20 protein-coding genes are annotated in these 21100 nt (G+C 38.4%); 10 read left to right on the top strand and 10 right to left on the bottom strand.

Annotated features, from left to right (window positions below):
• Positions 1 to 32: 32 nt before the first annotated feature.
• Entirely contained in the window at positions 33 to 1574 is a 1542-nt protein-coding gene (gene norR, locus BT797_RS09160) for a nitric oxide reductase transcriptional regulator NorR (RefSeq protein ID WP_139291658.1), read from the bottom strand.
• A gap of 182 nt (positions 1575 to 1756) precedes the next feature.
• On the opposite strand from norR, the gene norV reads away from it, so the two are divergent.
• From norV to BT797_RS09140, 3 genes are all read left to right on the top strand, one after another.
• On the top strand, positions 1757 to 3250 hold the full coding sequence (norV, locus tag BT797_RS09155) for an anaerobic nitric oxide reductase flavorubredoxin (protein WP_075471768.1): 1494 nt from the start codon (positions 1757 to 1759) through the stop codon (positions 3248 to 3250).
• Positions 3247 to 4404, top strand: a complete 1158-nt coding sequence (gene norW / locus BT797_RS09150) for an NADH:flavorubredoxin reductase NorW (RefSeq protein WP_075471766.1) — start codon at positions 3247 to 3249, stop codon at positions 4402 to 4404. The genes norV and norW overlap by 4 nt, the downstream gene beginning before the upstream one ends.
• 418 nt (positions 4405 to 4822) lie before the next feature.
• On the top strand, positions 4823 to 5695 hold the full coding sequence (locus BT797_RS09140; RefSeq protein WP_075471762.1) for a helix-turn-helix domain-containing protein: 873 nt from the start codon (positions 4823 to 4825) through the stop codon (positions 5693 to 5695).
• A gap of 67 nt (positions 5696 to 5762) precedes the next feature.
• Here BT797_RS09140 and BT797_RS09135 read toward each other — a convergent pair whose 3' ends face one another.
• From BT797_RS09135 to BT797_RS09120, 4 genes are all read right to left on the bottom strand, one after another.
• Entirely contained in the window at positions 5763 to 7253 is a 1491-nt protein-coding gene (locus BT797_RS09135) for a carboxypeptidase M32 (RefSeq protein ID WP_045111494.1), read from the bottom strand.
• Positions 7254 to 7289: 36 nt separating this feature from the next.
• Entirely contained in the window at positions 7290 to 8114 is an 825-nt protein-coding gene (locus BT797_RS09130) for an SDR family oxidoreductase (RefSeq protein WP_045111493.1), read from the bottom strand.
• Between the two features lie 144 nt (positions 8115 to 8258).
• On the bottom strand, positions 8259 to 9236 hold the full coding sequence (locus tag BT797_RS09125) for a DUF2333 family protein (RefSeq protein WP_045111492.1): 978 nt from the start codon (positions 9234 to 9236) through the stop codon (positions 8259 to 8261).
• 122 nt (positions 9237 to 9358) lie between these two features.
• Positions 9359 to 9634 (bottom strand): hypothetical protein, encoded by a 276-nt coding sequence (locus BT797_RS09120; protein WP_045111491.1) that lies wholly within the window; start codon positions 9632 to 9634, stop codon positions 9359 to 9361.
• 234 nt (positions 9635 to 9868) lie between these two features.
• Here BT797_RS09120 and BT797_RS09115 point away from each other — a divergent pair, with 234 nt between their 5' ends.
• The 3 genes from BT797_RS09115 to hemF all read left to right on the top strand — a co-directional run bounded on the left by BT797_RS09115 (position 9869) and on the right by hemF (position 12501).
• Entirely contained in the window at positions 9869 to 10648 is a 780-nt protein-coding gene (locus BT797_RS09115; protein ID WP_075471761.1) for a DeoR/GlpR family transcriptional regulator, read from the top strand.
• Positions 10649 to 10682: 34 nt separating this feature from the next.
• Positions 10683 to 11447 carry a ParA family protein gene (locus BT797_RS09110; RefSeq protein ID WP_075471759.1) on the top strand — a complete coding sequence of 255 codons (765 nt, stop codon included), beginning with the start codon at positions 10683 to 10685 and terminating at the stop codon, positions 11445 to 11447.
• Positions 11448 to 11598: 151 nt separating this feature from the next.
• Positions 11599 to 12501 (top strand): oxygen-dependent coproporphyrinogen oxidase, encoded by a 903-nt coding sequence (hemF, locus tag BT797_RS09105; protein ID WP_075471757.1) that lies wholly within the window; start codon positions 11599 to 11601, stop codon positions 12499 to 12501.
• Between the two features lie 39 nt (positions 12502 to 12540).
• Here the strand turns inward: hemF and BT797_RS09100 are convergent, their stop codons facing one another.
• Complete coding sequence (locus BT797_RS09100; RefSeq protein WP_045111487.1) at positions 12541 to 13110, bottom strand: CoA pyrophosphatase; 570 nt, start codon at positions 13108 to 13110, stop codon at positions 12541 to 12543.
• A gap of 229 nt (positions 13111 to 13339) precedes the next feature.
• On the bottom strand, positions 13340 to 13633 hold the full coding sequence (locus BT797_RS09095; protein WP_045111486.1) for an ankyrin repeat domain-containing protein: 294 nt from the start codon (positions 13631 to 13633) through the stop codon (positions 13340 to 13342).
• Positions 13634 to 14213: 580 nt separating this feature from the next.
• Between BT797_RS09095 and BT797_RS09090 the strand changes: the two genes are divergently transcribed.
• Together BT797_RS09090 and sodC are read left to right on the top strand one after the other, a co-directional pair.
• Positions 14214 to 15521 carry a diguanylate cyclase domain-containing protein gene (locus BT797_RS09090; protein WP_045111485.1) on the top strand — a complete coding sequence of 436 codons (1308 nt, stop codon included), beginning with the start codon at positions 14214 to 14216 and terminating at the stop codon, positions 15519 to 15521.
• 616 nt (positions 15522 to 16137) lie between these two features.
• Positions 16138 to 16650, top strand: a complete 513-nt coding sequence (gene sodC / locus BT797_RS09085; protein WP_075471755.1) for a superoxide dismutase family protein — start codon at positions 16138 to 16140, stop codon at positions 16648 to 16650.
• Between the two features lie 702 nt (positions 16651 to 17352).
• Here sodC and BT797_RS09075 read toward each other — a convergent pair.
• The 3 genes from BT797_RS09075 to BT797_RS09065 form a co-directional block, all read right to left on the bottom strand.
• A complete protein-coding gene (locus tag BT797_RS09075; RefSeq protein ID WP_075471753.1) occupies positions 17353 to 18420 on the bottom strand; it encodes a phage integrase in 1068 nt (355 codons plus the stop codon).
• Between the two features lie 236 nt (positions 18421 to 18656).
• Positions 18657 to 19256, bottom strand: a complete 600-nt coding sequence (locus tag BT797_RS09070; RefSeq protein WP_075471751.1) for a hypothetical protein — start codon at positions 19254 to 19256, stop codon at positions 18657 to 18659.
• Between the two features lie 109 nt (positions 19257 to 19365).
• Positions 19366 to 20082 carry an XRE family transcriptional regulator gene (locus tag BT797_RS09065; protein ID WP_075471749.1) on the bottom strand — a complete coding sequence of 239 codons (717 nt, stop codon included), beginning with the start codon at positions 20080 to 20082 and terminating at the stop codon, positions 19366 to 19368.
• Between the two features lie 215 nt (positions 20083 to 20297).
• Between BT797_RS09065 and BT797_RS09060 the strand changes: the two genes are divergently transcribed.
• Positions 20298 to 20498: a Rha family transcriptional regulator gene (locus BT797_RS09060; RefSeq protein WP_075471747.1), complete on the top strand. Its 201-nt coding sequence runs from the start codon at positions 20298 to 20300 to the stop codon at positions 20496 to 20498.
• Between the two features lie 147 nt (positions 20499 to 20645).
• Positions 20646 to 21100: phage regulatory CII family protein (locus tag BT797_RS09055; protein ID WP_075471866.1), on the top strand; the 455-nt coding region annotated here is incomplete at its 3' end.

Genomic DNA, 21100 nt, shown 5'->3' with positions numbered 1-21100 from the left:
TTTTTACTTTTGCAATTTTACTCTTTAAATTGTTATTGTTTCAATTCAATCCGCTTAGCTAATCGATGAAGATTGCCCACATCGACAGAAAGGTGGCGTGCCGTTGCAGCCCAGTTATTGTTGTTTTCTTTGAGTGCTTTGCTAATTAACTGTCGTTGAAATTGCTCGGTCGCGTCACGTAAATTATCGACGGGTATGCTGGTGATGGGCATTATTGGTTGCTCAGTCGTATCTGTTACTCCAACTGAAAAATGCTCAAGCTTAAAATGTGCAGGTTGAAGCACTACGTATTCATCTTTAGCTTCTGCTCTGGCCAGAATCGCAGCGCGGTTAATACTGTGCTCCAATTCTCTGATATTACCTGGCCATGGATAATTCATCAGTATAGCTTGGCTGGTGGAACTTAAACTCAGGTGACTTAATTGCAGTTTGCTGCGACAGCGTTCAATGAAAAAACCAGCTAATAATATAATGTCTTCGCCACGTTCGCGCAGCGGTGATACAGTAATGGGAAATACGCTAAGGCGATGATAAAGATCTGCTCTAAAACGACCTGCAAGTACTTCTTCTTTTAAATCTTTGTTGGTTGCCGCTATGATACGCGTATCGACTTTTAAGTTTCGGTCATCACCAATACGTTGTAAGTCGCCATATTGTAATACCCGTAATAGCTTTGCTTGTAAAGTCAGGGTTAACTCACCAATTTCATCAAGAAATAGGGTGCCTTTATCTGCTAATTCAAACTTACCACTGCGGTTACTTATCGCACCGGTAAATGCGCCTTTTACATGTCCAAATAGTTCACTTTCTGCAATAGACTCTGGTAAAGCTGCGCAGTTAAGGTATATCAGGGGTTTGTCGGCTCGAGAAGATTGCTGGTGGATTGCGGTGGCAACTAATTCTTTACCAACTCCTGTTTCTCCCAAGATCAAGGCGGTCATATCGGTGCTCGCAACCACGCTTATTTCTTTTTTTAAGGCTTGGATCTGCGCGGATTGACCAATAATTTCAGTGTTACTTTGGGGTTGATGTTTGGCGGGATCTGATTCTGTCATATCGCCTGCCGCTTTTTCCAGTTTATCCATCAATAATGCAATATTAAGTGTCGCGGCTGCAAGCGCGCTCACCGTACGTAGTTCATCATTGCTGAAGTTATCAAACTGATGGGGATCAAAGCTATCGAGGGTAAGGGCACCAATCAGGCGTTGATTTGCCATTAAAGGTAATCCGACACAGGCATGTACATGCAAATTACCTTCATGTGAGGTAATCAGGGCGTCATAAGGATCGGGCAGAGAACTGTCTGCAGGAAACCTGACTACATCACCAGCCCTGGCAATGGCTTCTAATCTAGGGTGTTCACTGATATTAAATTGCCTGCCCAATACGTCAGCATTAAGGCCATTAATTGCTAAGGGTTTGAAATGCAGTCCTTTAAACTCTAATAGCGCAGATGCATCACAGTTGAATAGTCTACGCATTGTTGTAAGTAGGCGTTCGAAACGATCCTGACTGGAGATATTGGTTGTTAAATCTAAGGCGATATGGATAAGGTCTTTAGTACTAGTTTGCATCACGTCTGCCATATTAAATACTGTCTTATCGACATTGTATAGTCATAATGACAATATGTAAAGATAGTCATTATGACTGCTTAAGTCTCTATATTTCAATTAAATCAACGATTTGCAGTTTTGGTATGGTACGTGCAATTAGAACGTGTATAAATTCGTTAACTCTTTAATTGGAATACAATATGACTATTCATGTAAAAAATAATATCTCTTGGGTTGGACAGCGTGATTGGGAAGTGCGTGATTTTCACGGTACTGAATTTAAAACAGAAAAAGGCACGAGTTATAATAGTTATCTTATTCAAGAAGAAAAGACGGTACTAATTGATACGGTTGACCACAAATTCTGCTACGAATTTATTCAACAATTAGAACTGGAAGTTGACCTTAACAAAATTGATTACATTGTGATTAATCATGCTGAAGAAGATCATGCAGGTGCATTAGCTGCATTATTAAATAAAATACCGAACACCCCTATTTATTGTACCGAAAATGCGATTGATTCAATTACCGGTCACCACCACCACCCTGAGTGGAATTTTAACGTGGTTAAGACGGGTGATAGCTTAGATTTAGGTAATGGTAAGCAGTTGGTCTTTATTGAAACCCCCATGTTACATTGGCCTGACAGCATGATGACGTATATGACCGGTGATGCGGTGCTGTTTAGTAATGATGCATTCGGTCAGCATTATTGTGATGAGCGTTTATTCAATGATGAAGTAGATACGAAAGAGTTAATGGATCAATGTTTACGTTATTATGCCAATATTCTTACTCCATTTAGCCCGCTAGTTAGTGCTAAGATTAAAGAAATATTAGGCTTTAATTTACCCGTCGATATGATTGCGACTGCACACGGTGTTGTGTGGCGTGATAATCCGATTCAAATCATTGAACAATATCTGGCGTGGGCAGATAAATATCAAGAAGACCGCATTACTATTTTTTATGATTCTATGTCGAATAATACCCGCATGATGGCGGATGCCATTGCGCAGGGGATTCATGAGGCGGATAGCAATGTTGCGGTGAAAGTATTCAATGTGGCACGTCATGATAAAAATGAAATTTTATCGAATGCCTTTATTTCTAAAGGCATTTTAGTGGGTTCATCAACGATGAATAATGTGATGATGCCTAAAGTTGCTGCCATGCTGGAAGAGATCACCGGTCTGCGTTTTAAAAACAAAAAAGCAGCTGCATTTGGTAGTTATGGTTGGACTGGTGGAGCGATTGATCGCATTGAAAAGCGATTGCATGAAGCGGGCTTTGCAGCTTACCCAAGCCTTAAAACAAAATGGAAACCAGATGGTAAAGCGATATTAGCATGCCGTGAATATGGACGCACGCTAGCGAAAGAGTGGGCGTTAACAAATCATACGGTTGCAGATGTAGTTGCACCTGTAAAAAATCAAGCTGTACTAGAACAATCTCCGCAGACCGTTGCAGTTCAAAAGTCAATACCAGAAAGTGCAGTGGCACAGTTTGATGCTGAGAGCTCGATGTTATGTACGGTATGTCAGTGGGTATACGATCCTGCGCAAGGTGAACCAAATCAAGATATTGCACCGGGTACAGCATGGTCAGACGTACCTGATTATTTCCTTTGTCCCGAGTGCGGTTTAGGTAAAGATGTGTTTGAAGAGATAAAAACTGAGGATGTAGCATGAGTTCACCCGTCGTTATCATAGGCAGTGGGTTTGCTGCTTATCAATTAGTTAAATCAATTCGTCGGTTAAGTAAGGAACAAGCAATTATTGTGATAACCACTGGCAGTGGTGATGATTATGTCAAACCTGAACTGAGCCATGTATTTAGCAAAAAACTGACTGCGCAAGATATGGTTAAGCAAAGTGGGATAGATTTTGCGGCTGAATATAATATTACCCTGATGAAAAATACCCATGTTGATAAAATCAATCGCACGGAAAAAACAGTGAGTTGTCACGGCATCGAGATAGCATACGATAACTTGGTACTTGCTACGGGGGCACAATCGTTTGTGCCATTTGTTGATGGGGATGCTGCCAAAGAGATTATTACGCTAAACAGTTTGGATGAATATCAGCAGTCACAGGAACAATTAGCGAATGCTAAATCTGTATTAGTTGTTGGTGCTGGTTTAGTTGGAACTGAAATTGCGATGGATTTGGCTATCGCTCATTATGATGTGATATTAAGCGACCGGTCAGATTCATTACTGCCTAATTTACTACCTGAATTTATATCATCTCAGCTGTATCAAGCAATGAGAAGGCAGGGAGTTAAGCTGCAGCTGGGTAATGAACTCAGCAAGATGACAAAAACGGATACTGGTATCGAGGTTCATTTTAAGAGTGGATATAGCGCCAAGGTTGATAGTGTGGTGTGTGCTGCTGGTTTGAAACCTAATACTACATTAGCGAGTTTGGTTGGACTCGCGGTCAATCGTGGTATTGTTGTTGATAAGCAATTAAGAACAAATGATCCACATATTTTTGCAATCGGCGATTGTGCTGAGATTGACGGTAAACATTTGGCTTTCTTACAGCCAATAATACTCAGTGCTAATGCGTTAGCAAAAACGCTAACGAATGCTGCGACGAATGTGATTTTTCCTGCGATGTTAGTCAAAGTTAAAACGCCGCTATATCCTATTCAATTAAGTGGGAATACCACTGCGGAAGATGCGCGCTGGCAAATAGAATTAACTACTTCGGGAATGACCGCAAAGGCTTTTGATCGTGATGAGGTGTTAATGGGTTTTGTGGTGACACAGGCAAACATGCCCGAAGCGTTTAAGCTATTACGCTTGTTACCTAACGTACACCAGGTGGCAAAATAGTGTAAGACGATTCTTAAAAAATTTAAGATTGAAAGCAACAGGCGGTAAGTAATCACCCTGTTGCTTGTTCGATTAAATCAGTGCTGTTTATTAGAAAAGTATTTTATCAAGTCTTGGCTATAATCTTCTATTGATGTGTATCCGTAGTACTTGATAGCATCATTACTGTCAATACCGTATCCATAGGTGATTAATCCAATCCATTCACTACGGTTTTCGATAATTAGCTGATTAATTCTGTTTATCAAACCATTCATATTATTATCTCCAGTTGAGTCTTTTCACTTACTTTCAAGTTTACTCTGTTGGCGATAACACATGAGTGTTCCCCATTCACATAGCAATACTATTCGCTCATTAGTTGCGTTATCATTACTTATTAGTACTAATCAGTATTATTGTTCTATAGGTCGAGTATATGAAAGAATATATTGAGAAGGTACCGCAACGCATTGGAATGTCTTGGCGGTATAAGAAAGTATTGGAAGAGGTAAAAAAATTTGATTGGCACCAACATGAAGAATATGAAATCGCCATACACCGCAATTTTAATGGGTTAAGTCTTATTGGAAACTATTGTAGCGATATCAATCATAATCACATGGTATTATTGGCGCCAAGTATCCCACATGCATTTTGCTCTGATAAACTGCCGATATCGCAGCGTTGTGAAACGCACGTGTTATGGTTTAAAAAAGAATGGATTGAGCAGTTAATCTATTGCTGCAGTGAACTCAAGCCATTACGTTCTGTTTTAAGCGAAGCGCAAAAAGGCATACAGTTCTCACTGACGACTGCAGAGCAAGTTTTTTTGTTGCTAGACGACGTGTTATTACTCAATTCCGTTGAGCAATTAGCAACTTTAATGCGTATTTTTTCGCTTTTAATTGATGATGAACAGCAAACGCCATTGTTATTGGGAAAGACCGCTCAAGGTGATCCGAATAATCACGTTGAAAATAAGCTTAGAAAGGCAGAAACGTTTCTTCTTAAAAATTTTCAGCGTCCTATTTATCAAGCGGACTTAGCGCGCCATTTATATGTTAGCGAGAGTACGATTAGACGGTTTTTCTTCAAACATTATAAAGAAAATTTTTCACAACACTTGATGAAAATTAGGTTAAATGTTGCCTGTGAACTGCTCGTTAACACTAAATTACCAATAAATATAATCATGGAAAAAGTGGGCTATTTTAATCAAGCTAACTTTAATCGTCAGTTTAAAGCCTATAAGCACGCGACCCCAAATAGTTACCGAAAAGCATTGAAACGATTAGATGATGGTAAATAAAACTAAAAAGGCCACAAACTTGAAGTTGCGGCCTTTTTATAGTTTATTAATTTAAACTAAATGGGCATTACAAATAACGCGCCTGTAGATGGGTTTTAAAGTGCGCAGGGTTTAATGTTTCACCTGTCGCTTTAGTGACTAAATCATTGGTACTTAACAGTGATGCATTTTTCCAGATGTTAGTTTTGAGCCAATTAAAGATAGGTGATAAATCACCGCTGGTAATGATTGCCGGAACATCCATCTGTTGCTTAATTGTCGTCATGAACTGTGCGGCGTACATTGCGCCCAATGTGTAAGATGGGAAGTAACCAAAGCTACCATCTGTCCAATGCACATCTTGCATACAACCATTACGGTAATTACCCTTGGTATCTACACCAAGGTATTGCTGCATTTTAAGCGCCCATAATTCTGGGATATCATCAACTTCAATATCGCCATTCATCAGTGCTTGTTCGATTTCATAACGTAGCATTACATGCGCAGGGTAAGTCACTTCGTCTGCATCAACACGGATAAAATCTGGCTTCACTCGTGTGTAGCACTGACTTAGATTAAGCGGGTTATAAATAGCCTTATCTGTACCTGAAAAAGCCTTCTGTATTTCTGGTGTCAGTAAAGTTAAAAACTCCTGACTACGGCCTAGTTGCATTTCAAATAACAAGCTTTGGCTTTCATGAATACCCATCGAACGCGCTTGACCTACAGGTAGGTGGTTTAATGCTTTTGGTAGACCTTGCTCATAACGAGCGTGGCCAGTTTCATGGACAACGCCCATCAAACTTTGGGTAAAGTCATCTTCTTCATATCGTGTTGTTATGCGTACATCTGAAGATACACCACCACAGAATGGATGCGTTGATACGTCAAGGCGGCCATGGTTAAAATCAAAGCCGAGGATCTGCATGGTTTTTAATCCCAGCTGTTGCTGAGATGCAATCGGGAAATGTCCTGTTGGCATAATGACATTGTCACTGCGTTGTTTTTCCTGGGCTGCGAGCGTTAATTCTGGTAACCATGACTTCACATCATCAAAAATAGGGTCTAGTTGGGCGCTGGTCATGCCCGGTTCGTACAAATCCATCAAGGCATCGTAGTTACTACAGTTGTTTGCTTGGCCGCGAATACTGGCTTCTTCACGTGACAGTTCAACGACTGTTTTTAAATTTTTAGCAAAACCTGCCCAATCATTTTCTTTACGCTGGGTGCGCCAAGCGTGTTCACATTTAGAACCTGCTAACGATTTTGCCGAGACAAGTTCTTCCGGTACCACGTTGGCTTGCTGCCAGCTACGGTCGATCTCTGCCAAGCTGGCTTGTTGCTCACTTGACAGGTTTTCAGCTTGCGCTTGGTTAATTAAGCCGGCAAGTTGTGGCGCGGTACTTTGCTGGTGGATCATGACAGCTAGTTCGGCCATTGCTTCAGAGCGTGCTTCATTACCGCCAGCAGGCATCATAGCTGCTTGATCCCAACCACAAATAGAAGACAGGTGGCTTAGGTTATGGATTTTTTTAAAGTGCTTAGATAACTCTTCATATGCTGAACTAGTGGTCATGTTAACTCCAAGTTTGAGACTGTTAATAGGGGAATATCAGCCTGATTTAGCTAATATTTTATCTAATACTCTAAAGGGTAAAATACGTTTTAACAAGGCAAATAAATAGGTTGGAAAGGTTACGTAATAACGGACTTTCGGATTTTTGCTTTCGATCGCATGAATAAGTGCTTTAGTTACTGCCTCTGGGCCAAGCGTAAACTGACTACTGACGTCTTTTTTACCTAACCGACTAATTTGCTGTTGGTAATCGGCATTATGGATACTGTTTTTTATATCAATATTGGCTTTAAGGGCTGACAGTGCATTGGCTCTAAATTGACTAACAATAGGGCCTGGTTCAATAAGCGATACCTTGATTGGTGAATCTAATAACTCCAGTCTTAATGTGTCTGTTAGTCCTTCTAGCGCAAATTTGCTGGCATTGTACGCCCCACGATATTTCATCGTTACTAACCCCAGAACCGAACTGTTTTGAATAATTCGGCCGCGGCCATTGGCGTGCATTAATGGAATAATTTGTGTGGTTAGCTCGTGCCAGCCAAATACATTGGTCTCAAATTGCGCTCGTAACGCATTTGTCGGTAAATCTTCGACTGCACCCGGTTGACCATAAGCGCCGTTATTAAAAAGCACATCAATCTTGCCATCGGTGAGTTGGGTTATATGTGCGACAGCAGCAGTAATAGAGGCTGTAGAACTTAAGTCCAGTTGCACACTTTCAAAACCTTGATCAATTAACCTTGTCACGTCTTGCGTTTTTCTAGCCGTGGCAAAAACGCGATAACCTGCCGCTTTCAGGCTTACTGCCGCGTGATAACCTATCCCAGTTGAAGCACCGGTAATTAATACTGTTTGCATTGTTGATATCTCTACATTGCTTTGTGCTTAACGCATAATAAATGGTTTATGAATCTGTAGTTTGTCATGAATTTCAGACACAAAAAAGCCCGTAACACTGTTACAGGCTTAGTTACTGGCTTAATGATACTCAAAAGTTCGTTATTAACCTTGTTCTAGTAATCTGCGTAGGTCAATTACGGCTGCATTAGCACGAGACAGGTAGTTTGCCATTACCAGTGAGTGGTTAGCAAACATACCAAAACCAGAACCGTTTAGAATCATAGGGCTGCTTACCGGTTGAAGTGATGCTTCCAATTCAAGGATTATTTGGTCAACACTTGCGAGGGCATTTTTCTTCTCTAATACACCTTTAAAGTCAACTCGAGCTGCTTTTAAATAGTGATAAAGTGCCCAAGAAGAACCACGTGCTTCCCAGAATACATTATCGATATCTAACCATGATGTTTTAACGGTAGAACCAGACTCTGTAAATGTGGATTGCTCAGCGCCAAGATCACCCGATAAATCAGTATTGATACGGTATTGACCAACAGACGCACTTAAACGTTGTGATAATGAACCAAGACGTTTTTCCACTTGTTTAAACCATTCTGCAAGATTATCTGCACGGGCATAAAATTGTGCATTTTTTGATTGTGAATCGTTTAATTTATCTAGGTATTTTTGAAGTTCAGATATTGTCTTTTTATATTCAGAATTGGCGTTAGTTGGGAACAAACGTGTGTGTTCAACATTTAACGAACCGTGGGCTTTTTGTAGATCTTTATTTTCAGTTGATTGCGTTTGTGAGCGGCTTAAGTCACGACGTAATACTAACATCAGATCACGTGATTGCTCTAATAATCCATATTCCCATGATGGCATGTTATCCATCAAAATTGCAGGTGGAAATATTGAATTGCTTAGGTAACCACCATTCTTGTCATCTAATGTTTGAAGTGTTTTAATCAGCGTGGCAGTGGTGTAAGAACCTACTGCAATATCAGTATTATTTTTAGTTAACTCTTCCGTGACTTGTGTTGGACTGAAGTTATCTGGCTCACAACTCCAATAAATGGCCGTTGCATAAAATATAATACTGACAGCAGCAATACCTGCAATGATTTTAGATTTACTCATCTGGTCGTTCCCTCGAATCATACATTAAGTTTAGTAATATTTACTCTAGTGTAACTCGCTGAAATGGTTGCAACAAGCCTAATCACAATATAAAAAATCCATGGCAATACTACATAAGCACCTTATGTTTTCTTTATTCTGACCACATGCATAATTTCTATCTTGAATCCTGCGACGTTTTCAACCTCAGGGTAGTAAGTCAGATTGACGTATACGCCGGTTAATGACCTATAAGCCTTTTTGCGTTTAAATTTGAAAGGTACGCTGTGGCCTTCTATCATGACAGTATTGAGGTACCATTCGTCTTTTTCTCTTTGTACATGAGAAGTGACTTTCTGAAGTTCTGAATGGGTTAATCCGGGATGCTTGTTGAGTAATTTATCGGGATCTGAAGCCATTTATTATAGTCTCATTGTATTTTAGTTACTTGAATATAGACGTTGCTTGCAATGTTGAACTTGTTGATGGCAACTTGAAATTATTGATGTTCTTTCATTAGTATATCTCAAAATGAGGTTAAACTTTGTTTATTGACGCTATTTTTCAGGTTTACGGGTGTAAATATGATATAAACTAAGTGTAAATTTTAACTCCCTTTCGATAATTACATTAGGGGTAGCAGGGAGAAAGATGTGAGACAAAATACACGTCATCAAAAAATAATTTCGCTGGTTAAAGAAGAAGGGTTTGTCAGTACTGAAGTCTTAGTTGAACATTTTTCAGTCAGTCCGCAAACAATCCGCCGAGATTTAAATGAATTAGCTGAAAAAAACTTGGTTCGCCGTCATCATGGTGGTGCTTCATTATTAGAAAGCAGTGTGGTTAATGATTCATACGTTAACCGCAAACAAAAAACAGCTAAAGGTAAAATGAAAATAGCACAAGCGATGGCGGAGCGAATTCCCGATGGCTCATCGTTATTTATTGATATAGGCACTACATCGGAAGCCTTAGCGCACGCATTGCTTACTCATACTAATTTACGAATTGTTACCAACAACCTGAATGTGGCGACGATTTTGATGCAGAAACCTGATTTTAGGGTGATTGTGGCTGGTGGTGAAGTGCGTAATAAAGACGCTGGTGTTGTTGGTGAAGCAACTGTCGACTTTATTAAGCAATTTAGAATGGATTTCGGTATCGTGACTATCAGTGGTTTAGATATGGATGGTTCATTACTCGACTTCGATTATCAGGAAGTACGTGTGACACAAGCTATCATTGAATGTTCACAAGAGGTATTTTTACCTGTTGACCACACAAAATTCGGTCGTAATGCTATGGTTAACATTGGTAATGTGAATCAAGTTAATAAACTATTTACTGATATCGAACCGCCAGAAGAACTTGTGAAGTTATTGCTGTTACATCAGGTTGAGTCGATTGTCTGTAAATCAACGTTAGAGAGTTAAACTATTAAATAATTATTAGATAAGGGAGTGTCTCGTGATCCGTGTTGTTTTTAATCAAAAAGGTGGCGTAGGTAAATCTACGATCTGTAGTAATTTGGCTGCTATCGCTGCATCAGAAGGCAAGCGTACGCTTATTATCGATTTAGATAGTCAATGTAATAGCAGTGCCTATTTATTAGGAAATGATTATAAGGTTGATTTTAGTGCTGCTGAATTTTTTGAGCAGACATTAAATATTATTATGAAAGGGCGACCTTATAATGACTTTATCGCGCAGACGGCATTTCCTAATCTTGCCATTATGCCAGCGTCAGAATTGCTTGGTGAATTGATTGTTAAATTAGAACAACGCCATAAGATCTATAAATTGCGTGATGCTATGGTGAAATTAAGGCGTGATTACGATGAAATTTATATCGATACACCGCCTGCATTTAACTTTTATAGTTTGTCGGCCTTGATTGCTGCGGATACTTGTTTGATTCCCTTCGATTGTGATGATTTCTCACGTCGTGGTTTATATAGTTTATTAGCCAATATTGAAGAAACACGACAAGATCATAATGATAAATTACGGGTAGAAGGGATTGTGGTTAACCAGTACCAAGGGCAAGCTAGTTTACCAAAAAAACTGGTTGCAGAATTAAGGTCGGAAAATTTACCGATTTTAAATACCCTGATCCACAGCTCAGTGAAAGTAAAAGAATCACATAATATTTCCCAGCCCTTGATCAATTGTGCGCCTAAGCATAAAGTGACACTGCAATTTTGCGATCTCTACGCTGAGATCTCTGCATAATATTTCCAATTGCTTTAGCTGAGGGATGAACCTTAGGCTAAAGCGGTTTGATTTCTTTTCACACTCATCTGTGTGAGTGTATTTTTATTAATCATCTTTTAGATAGCATTCGGCCTCAATGTTTGCTGTTTAAGTGATAAGCAAGGTAGTTATGTCAGTTAGTATTAATGACCTAGAATCATTTTTTCGTAATATCCAACAATCAATTATCACGGCTTTTCAGGCTGAAGAAACCAACGGCGAGTTTATCGCTGATCATTGGACTAGTCATCTCGGTCAGGGCACAAGTTGTGTATTACGTGACGGTGAAGTATATGAAAGCGCGGGTGTAAACTTTTCGATGGTAAGTGGCGATAAATTACCGGCGGCTGCATCGGCTAAACGTCCACAATTTACGGGGATGTCATATCAAGCGATGGGTGTGTCAGTAGTGGTTCATCCACGTAACCCGCATGCACCGACAAGTCACGCCAATGTACGCATGTTTATGGTGACTGATAATGATGGTCAACAGCACTGGTGGTTGGGAGGTGGTTTTGATCTAACGCCTATTCATTTGTACGCAGATGACGCTCGTCATTTTCATACAGTGGCGCGTGATGCTGTCGCTCCATTTGGTGATGAGCTGTACCCACTGTTCAAACAAGATGCAGATGAATATTTCTATATGCCACACCGTGAAGAATATCGTGGTATTGGCGGCATCATTTATGATGACCTGAATCAGTGGGATATTGAGAAAAGTTTAAGCTTTATTGAATCTGTTGCTAATGGTTATACGCAAGCTTATACGCCAATTATTGCTAAACGCAAAAATCAGCCGTATACAGAACAAGAACGCGAGTTCCAATTGTTCCGTCGCACCCGTTATGCGGAATTTAATTTGATTGTTGACCGTGGCACTATTTTTGGTCTGCAAAGCAAGGGGAGAACGAAATCTATTTTGATGTCTATGCCTCCGCTTGCCAGTTGGCACTATGATGATCTAGAGCCGCAGAATGAAGCGCAACAAGCGTTAGTTGATGTTGTTTCAGAACCTCGGACTTGGCTATAGTTTTATTTTGGACCACGCTTAATGGCGTGGTTTTAACGTTTAATTCGAACGAATGTGTTTCGAAAAATCTTTAATTATTGCCGCTGTTGTTCCCCATATTGGATATTTCCCCCAAGGCATAAAGGTCACTTCACGATACTTACCTTTAAATAAACTTTTTTCTATAATGTGATTGTCATTATCGAGCAGGAAAGATAACGGTACTTCAAAGATTTCATCGACTTCATTGGGATCAATCTTGGATTGGTAATCACTGTCGATCAAAGCCACGACAGGGGTGACATAATAACGGCTAATCGTTGCTCGACTGGGTAGTGTTCCTAATACAGTTATTTTATCGGCTGGAATACCTATTTCTTCATGGGTTTCACGTAATGCGGTGGCGATGGATGAACTATCTGTTTTTTCTGTTTTACCGCCTGGCAGCGCTATTTGACCACTATGGTGGCGTAGATGTGACGCGCGACGAGTTAGAATTAGATTCAGTTCTTGCTCTCGTTCGACAATAGGAAATAGCACGGCCGCAGGCGTAAACATTTTGGATAATTTACTCACCGATTTACTGCTAGGCGACAGTACAAAACGTGAAGTTAAAGAATTAATATCCATACGCGTCCTTGCAACTCATTAAGTTGAAATGAAGTACTATAATCTTGAAATAATGTACTTTAGTTTATTTACTGATTTATTATACTCATTAACTAAAGTACCGGATACCTCATTTAAAGTATAGGCTATATTACTCAATCATTAAAAATTAGCGCCATAGGTGGAGCGTGGGGTTGATAAATTCAATAAAAGTTAAGTACGATTAAAAATACTAAGTTGAGGTTTCTTGTTATGAGTTAATTGCGGCTTCTAATATCTGAACTATTTCATCTCTACTTTTGGCCGGATTTGCTTCTTGCATTTTGATCGCCCAGTCTAATGCTGTTAAACCGTTTTCTGATTTGATGCTGATATAAATGCTATGCTCTAGCAAAAATAAGACGCTCTCTTTATCAGTTAATAAGACCGCTGAGTGTAAAGCACTGAGCTTATTATCACTAGCATAATTAATACCATTAACGTTTAGGCCACTTTCAAGAAACGCTTCAGTTATCTGATATTTATAATCATTAGAACCACCCAATATAAAGGCAACCCCGGTGCTTGCTTGTAATTGCTTCGCCCCATTCTCAGTGATCCTAAAATTTACTTACGTGAGTCAAAATATCTGATTTTCCGTTATTGTCGGTAATATTAACATGGTAATAATAAGTACGAACTTCATATGTACCTTAAATGATAATGTCTGAAAAATGTGTCTTGATTCAAGTTCATATTTAAATAGCTCTTAGTACATCATCATTAACATATTCATTTTATTACTCTGAGGATTGAACTTGGAGGCTAAATAGAGTGGTAAGTAGGGATATTTTTATCATCCATGTCGATATTTTTCAATTACGATTAATCATATTATGGTGTGTACAATTAGTTATGGTAATTTAAAGTGTGATTTAAATCTTATCTCATAGATAAGTCGTTAAAAAATCACGTTTTGTAACTATTTAATGATTACACTAGGTCAATAATAAAGATATTGAACATGGAGTACTTAATTGTTGAAATTGCGATGCTATCGTACAGATAATTAGTGAAATGTTGTTTAATAAATTTAGGGTTAATAAGCTAGCTTACGTCTCATAAAAGAAGAAGGAAGATTCTCATTGAGCATTCGTCTAAAATTATCGATTTTGATTTTTACATTATTTTTAGTTGCTATTTTTAACACCATTTTTACTTTTCAGTTAGAAACTTATAGTAAAAAAAAACTAGGGTGGGTAAGTCATACACATGAAGTACTGCATCGAACGCAAGAATTTCTAAGTGCTATAACAGATTCTGAAACTGGGCAGCGCGGTTATTTACTTACCAGTGATACATCATATTTAGAGCCTTATCATAGAGGTATCGTTGCTGCTAAAGATTATCTAACGAAATTAAATATACTGACTTCTGATAACCCGAGTCAACAGGCCATTTTGGTTAGTGTTAAACAGGACATGCTATTGAAGTTTGATGAATTGATGCTAACAATTGAGCTTGTTCAAAGTGGTAATGCGGATAAAGCTCTTAGTATCGTAAAGCAGAACTCAGGTAAGAAATATATGGATAATATTCGAACCAATTTAAGTACGTTTATCAATGCAGAGCTTGTACTTCTCGAACAGAGAAAGGGAGATTTTAGGGAAAGTAGAACACAATTAATGACACTTATCGCAGTTGAAATTATATTTTTTATTGGTTTGGCTATCATTACGTTTACCTTTTTACAACGCAACTTTTTCCACCCGCTAAAATTATTACTTAAGAGTGCGAAAAAGGTAGAATCAAGCGAAAAGCTAGAAGTCATAGATGTTGTTGAAAAAGATGAGATGGGACACTTACTTGCAACATTTTTCGTAATGAGTGAAAACGTACTTCAAAGAGAGCAAGCATTAGATTACAAAGCGCATCATGATGAACTCACAGGGTTAAAGAATAGAATAACGCTCTCGAAAGAGGTTGAAGCCTCTATAAATGCCCTCGAAAGCACAAACGATAAGATTGCGGTGCTATTTTTAGACTTAAACTTATTCAAACAAGTAAATGATACGTTTGGCCACGATATTGGCGATTTGATCCTACAAGAAACAGCAAATCGCCTTAATAATGCAGTGCGTTCTAGTGATACGGTATTCCGTATTGGTGGTGATGAATTCCTAATTATTTTAAGGGACATCAAAGATAATAGGGATGTCGATTGTGTTGCAGAGAAAATACTCTCTGCCTTTGCAAAGCCAGCTATTATCGAAGGAAAACCGATGGATATCACAATTAGTATTGGTGCGGCGCTATCACCTGATGATTCAAAGAGTAGCAATGAAGTTATTAAGTTTGCGGACATTGCTATGTACGTGGCTAAACGTGACCAGGAAACCAGTTATAAGGTATTTAATCCTAGTATGTTAAAACGTGCCTATGATGGTCGATAACTTTTACTACCCTAAAAATATAATGTGAATTACGATTATAGTGGTATAGCTAATTTAGCGTATGCTGTGGTTAATGAAAGTGGAGATAATCGCTAGATTCTTTCATATCACAACAGTACACGCTAATCCAATATAAAGGCGCTCTCCCCCCTATTCGTGACTTGTATCCAATATTACTAAAACATTAGAAATAAGCATTTCAATTAGAGTTTATGTGAAGGGCTATTAAGGCAAGTTTAAATGTCAGATTGTTCATATCCTTATCCCGAGATGAACTTGCTTTAGTTCGAAGTCAGCAAACTAAATTTAGTTCATCAAACACTTAGGTGTCTTTCGACTTACTATTCTTGAAAGCGTTGAGAAAATAGAATTCTAGAGGAAACACTTCAGTGAAGTACACCATACCAATATGCTTAGCCGATTAAACCAATAGAATGTAACAAATATTAATCTCCATTAATATTTGTTACATTCTCTAAAAATTATAGAACCGTTAAAGTTCTTTAATATTTAAAGCATTTTAAGTTCTATCTTTAATTTAAGGTGGAATATTAATTTTATGACTAATTTTGCGCGAACAACAATCATAATATATTAAGAACAGGATATTTACGGTATGAAAAATTACACTTTACTTACAGCACTAACGTTCCTCTCGACCTCTGTAGTGGCTGAAATAATATCGGTAGATATTATCAACCTTGACTCAGGGAAGTCTAGAGGTATCGTAACCATTTCTGAAAGTGATTATGGCACTGTTTTCACTCCAAAATTAAAAGACTTACCTGCTGGAATACACGGCTTTCACATACATTCAAATGCTTCATGTGAAAGCAGTGTTAAAAATGGGAAAACCATACAGGGAGGGGCGGCAGGTGGTCACTATGATCCGAAAGAAACAGGTAAACACGGCTTTCCTTGGACCAGTGATAACCACCTAGGTGACTTACCAGCCTTATACGTTGGAATTGATGGAGTCGCTAATCAGCCTGTATTAGCACCACGAGTGAAACTCTCTGACGTAAAAGGCAGAGCGCTAATGGTGCACCTCGGTGGTGATAATCACTCTGACCACCCTAAAAAATTAGGTGGAGGTGGCTCTAGGGTTTTGTGTGGCGTAATAAATTAATAGCAGAAAAACGGTCTACCTACAATGGCTTTGTTGTAATACTAAACCTCACTTGATTTACTGCTGTTACATGCACTTACAGTTGTTAAGGCAAATTTAAAGTACCATATTGTTCATCTCCTTAATCCTGAGATGAACTTGCCTTAGCTTATGAATATGTCTACGCGTTAAATTTAGCTGTGTAGTAGCCGCTACTTGAGTGATCCGTTTATGACAAATATCTTTAATTACACCTAAACGATGAAGTTCTTTTTCATTCATCATAATCAACATTGCACAGCTCGATAATTAAACTTAATTCCAATGAGGCTTGTTGGAAAATAGGCTTGATATAGAATAGTGAGAATACAACATCACTGATTCAAAAATTTACAGATATTGTTAGATGACAATCTAAACAAGCTGCGCATAGCGCATGTTATGATTAATCGTTAGACACCTTTATAATCAAATATTTCCTACACCTGCACTCAAGTATGACTGCATGCGTTTTAACTTGGATCACGGCGATTAAATAGCGGTCGACAGGTGACATTGTGCAATTAAATGTAACTATATGAATAGAAAAATGGATTCAGTAAGCATTGAAAAACAATGACTTACTTGTTTCTAAATGCATTGCCATTAATCCGCTAAAGTATAGGTAATATCTTACCCATGAATTACTAGCGAATCAATGCCTTTTAAATCAATCACTTACATTTAACTGTTTTCTTTGTGGCGATTAAGTGGCGATTGAATTTGCTGACCGCCACTTTTTCTCCTCATATCAAGAGGGTTAAGCAATATAGCGTCATTTAAATGTGACGGTGCAAAATGAGAATATGCCATTGTCTGCTTAATATTAGTATGGCCTAAAATCTGTTGTAATACTAAGATATTACCCCCATTCATCATAAAATGACTTGCAAATGTATGCCGCAATATGTGGGTTGCTTGTCCTTTTGGCAATTCATCTATACTACTTTTTATCCTATCTCTAATGTCATTATAAGTGCAGGAAAATAACGGACCTGCAGTATCTGTGTGTATTTCGTCGTACAGGTCTTTTGATATAGGTACCGTTCTGTTGCGCTTGCCTTTTGTGTTGGTAAAGGTGATCTTGTATTTTGATAATTGAGTCACATTTAAATTCACAGCCTCCATAACTCGGCTGCCTGTTGATAAGCAAATTTTAATCACACGATTAACATCTCGATCAAGTGTGGTTGGATTGATATCTTCTAACAAGAAATCTATTTGCTTGTCATTTAAAAAGGAAGGTGGCTTTTCTTCAAGTTTAAACTTCTTTAGTTTGATAAATGGGTTTGGTAGTTTCCACTCATCCATTTTAATCAGCTCATTGAAAACGGTATTCAATATTGTGATCTCATAATTATGAGTTGATTTTGCTAATGAGTCTTCACTGTTACGGACCGATAAGCGCGTCGCACGATAATGGACATAATCATTGGCAGTTAACTCAGCTGCAACGGGATTATTTAATTGCTCACAAATGACTTGCAGTCTGTTATATGACTGGTCCCCGCTTTTTAAGTTCTTACCGTGCAGCGAGTACCACAGGTCTATTAAGTCAAGTAGGTGCCGTTTATCTTTTTTTATTCCCAACCATGGTTTCTTTTCGGCTTCTCTTATTGTGTGATTCTCAAAAGCAGTGGCTTCGCTTTTTGTTGCAAAGCGTTTTCTAATACGGCGACCAGCAGTCCCGTTGGGGTAGCATTCGCATAGCCAAGGTTTCTTGTTGCCGTCTTTGAGATTGCGGACAGACATGGTGGGGTTCCTATAACGTGTAAAAAGGTGTGTTTGAGATTATAAGTCATAAACACTGTTTTTATATACAGTTATAATGCTTATTACAGAAGTAAGCTATGTTTGATTTCGAGTGAATAAACATGGATAGATACAAAAAAAGCCTGTCATTAATACAGGCTAATTCAAGTCGATTTAAAACACTATAGGTGCTGATCTAAAAGAGCTAGATTAGGTTAACTTAGAGGAGTTAATAGCTAACCTGAAAAATATAAATTATCAAACATTTCATTATTATAAAAATGAGCAGTATCATTTAACTCAAAGTATTCACCATACCCTTTGGCATTCACCAATTTCAATGAAACCTCTATAGAACCTGCCCCAAGTTTTGTATTAGTATCCGATAAAGTCACCATCACCTGTGTTGGATGTTTAGATGATTGAACATAGTGAGACTTATCCCAGTTGCAGTCTACAGACACACTTTTGTTATTTTTTTGTTCTGAGCTGAATGATGCGCCATTCGTTGATACGTCACTTCTATTGATTGTTATCGAACAATAGTTGTCATTATCATTGCCGATGCTAATAGATACAGCAGGTTGTTCATTCATTGTAAAATCATAATTGCTAACACTTAGGATTTTTAGTTGCTCTGGGGCATGATTGTTATTTAGATCTGAATTTGCTGAATAGGCGATAAAAATCACATAGGTTGCCAACCAAAGAAAAGATACTGTTTTATAAGCTTTCGTAAACCCTTTTTTGAGGGTTACCCAAGCAAATAAGATCGGGAAGGTAAAAATCGCAAAACCAAGTACGATTTTAAAGATGGGACTTAAAGATTTTTTCATAATATAACTCCTAGGTGGTAAAACTAAGAGTTTACAATATTTGAATTATAAGTTCATGATTATTAAAATATTCAGTGGCTAATTAAACCTTACTAAATCCCACATTTACCTAATTTATTGCTACTGACTCATCGGTTGGTCGAGTAATTCGTCTCACTTTACTGAAAATGGTACAGATCACTTCACCGATAATTTCAACATCGTTAAGGTCATTACCTGTGATGGTGTATGAATCATAAAAGGGATTGTCACTATCAACTTTTAGCTTCGCACTGTATTTATTGAATTGTATACGCTTAATGAATATCTCGTTAAGCACGCGAAAAATATACACGCCTTCAAGAATGCTAAATGGAGAAAGCATTTTTTTTACTAAAATCATATCGCCATCAAACAAAGACGGTTCCATCGAGTCGCCCTTAACATACATGGACAATAAGCCTTCTGGATTCAAGCCCTGGTCTAATAAGGTTTGTGGATGTATGTCAACTGTATTTTTGCTTATGCCGCTTTCGACCAGTTCAGAGCCTGTGCCCGCTGAGGCGTGAACATCAAAGTGTGGGATTCTTGTGTACTTCAACGTATTGGGATGCGTGGTATTTGCACCGTCTTGGCCTGTGAGTAACCAATTAATACTTACCTTTGCAGTTTCAGCAATTAAATTTAATCGATCTAGAGTTGGATAACTAGCTCCCTTCATATAACTCTGAAGAGTTGTTGTTCCTAATCCTGACTCTGTTGAAAAAGATTTAATCGAAGTCGCCCCTATGACTTCTTTTAGACGTTCCCCGAAATCAGTGTACTTACCAATATTTAATTTACTCATACTATGCCTTTTAAATCAACCGTTTGGCGTATACATCTAATTAATCCAACTGAAAACGGTTGTGTTAAACTGATTTCGGATCAATAATGCTGATATCGGTTAAATGGTTGCATTTAACCGCATTTAGTTAACCGATAAGAATATCAGTAATGATGAGTGAAATCATCGAGGTACTGTAATTATTTAAACATTTATCTATTTATAAGGGGAATTACATGGCTAATACAGTTCTACAAATAGACTCACCGTATGTCACACGAAAAGTCTATTCGGATATCACTGGCATGTCAGTGCGCGTGATCGATACCTTCATCGCACGCGGCGAGATCCCAATCATGCCAAAGCGTTCTAAAAACGCGACAGTGTTAATCAACATGGTCGCACTATTTAAACAAGCTGATGAACAGGAACATTAAGCATGCCGTTCATCAATTTTATTCACAAATACCGACAAGAATTATATTTACTTGTGCCCAGTGTCATTCATCTGGTTCTTCTCGGTTATCTTTTTATCGTGGTCGCCACTGCGTAACTCCATCATCTCAAATAGGGAAATTTGTTCAATGTTTGAAATTAATGATAGTAAACAAAACGTAAATGACGCGGCTTGTATCCGTTTTGCTGATATTGAGAACGTAGAGTCAATAGCAAACGACTGTGGTATGCGTGGCCAGATGCTGCGTAATAAATTGAACCCGAATCAACCCCACCAATTAACGGTTAATGAGTTAATCAAGATAACCAAGGCCACTGACAACCACGACATTATCAACAGTGCGATTTTAGAAATTGGACTCGTTGCTGTTCGCCTGCCAAAGGCTGGTGACTCAAAACCGTTAACGCTGAGCGCAATGAGCGTTACAGCTGACATCGGTGAAATCAACCGCCACATCTTAGAAGTTGAATCTGACCGTCGACTACCGCGTCATAAGAAAGACGCAATTGTTAGAAAGGCACAACAAGCTGTACGCGAATTGGTTTTTCTTATGTCAGACGTTGAAAACCGCTGTGGTGGTGC

The organism is Moritella viscosa (assembly GCF_900120065.1).
Classification (GTDB): domain Bacteria; phylum Pseudomonadota; class Gammaproteobacteria; order Enterobacterales; family Moritellaceae; genus Moritella; species Moritella viscosa.
This window is presented reverse-complemented; position numbering and strand designations above follow the sequence as displayed.

Excerpts from the sequence above, each read along its gene's own strand:
- norR (WP_139291658.1), bottom strand. The coding sequence starts at position 1,574 with ATGCAAACTAGTACTAAAGACCTTATCCATATCGCCTTAGATTTAACA.
- norV (WP_075471768.1), top strand. The coding sequence starts at position 1,757 with ATGACTATTCATGTAAAAAATAATATCTCTTGGGTTGGACAGCGTGAT.
- norW (WP_075471766.1), top strand. The coding sequence starts at position 3,247 with ATGAGTTCACCCGTCGTTATCATAGGCAGTGGGTTTGCTGCTTATCAA.
- BT797_RS09140 (WP_075471762.1), top strand. The coding sequence starts at position 4,823 with ATGAAAGAATATATTGAGAAGGTACCGCAACGCATTGGAATGTCTTGG.
- BT797_RS09135 (WP_045111494.1), bottom strand. The coding sequence starts at position 7,253 with ATGACCACTAGTTCAGCATATGAAGAGTTATCTAAGCACTTTAAAAAA.
- BT797_RS09130 (WP_045111493.1), bottom strand. The coding sequence starts at position 8,114 with ATGCAAACAGTATTAATTACCGGTGCTTCAACTGGGATAGGTTATCAC.
- BT797_RS09125 (WP_045111492.1), bottom strand. The coding sequence starts at position 9,236 with ATGAGTAAATCTAAAATCATTGCAGGTATTGCTGCTGTCAGTATTATA.
- BT797_RS09120 (WP_045111491.1), bottom strand. The coding sequence starts at position 9,634 with ATGGCTTCAGATCCCGATAAATTACTCAACAAGCATCCCGGATTAACC.
- hemF (WP_075471757.1), top strand. The coding sequence starts at position 11,599 with ATGTCAGTTAGTATTAATGACCTAGAATCATTTTTTCGTAATATCCAA.
- BT797_RS09100 (WP_045111487.1), bottom strand. The coding sequence starts at position 13,110 with ATGGATATTAATTCTTTAACTTCACGTTTTGTACTGTCGCCTAGCAGT.
- sodC (WP_075471755.1), top strand. The coding sequence starts at position 16,138 with ATGAAAAATTACACTTTACTTACAGCACTAACGTTCCTCTCGACCTCT.
- BT797_RS09075 (WP_075471753.1), bottom strand. The coding sequence starts at position 18,420 with ATGTCTGTCCGCAATCTCAAAGACGGCAACAAGAAACCTTGGCTATGC.
- BT797_RS09070 (WP_075471751.1), bottom strand. The coding sequence starts at position 19,256 with ATGAAAAAATCTTTAAGTCCCATCTTTAAAATCGTACTTGGTTTTGCG.
- BT797_RS09065 (WP_075471749.1), bottom strand. The coding sequence starts at position 20,082 with ATGAGTAAATTAAATATTGGTAAGTACACTGATTTCGGGGAACGTCTA.
- BT797_RS09060 (WP_075471747.1), top strand. The coding sequence starts at position 20,298 with ATGGCTAATACAGTTCTACAAATAGACTCACCGTATGTCACACGAAAA.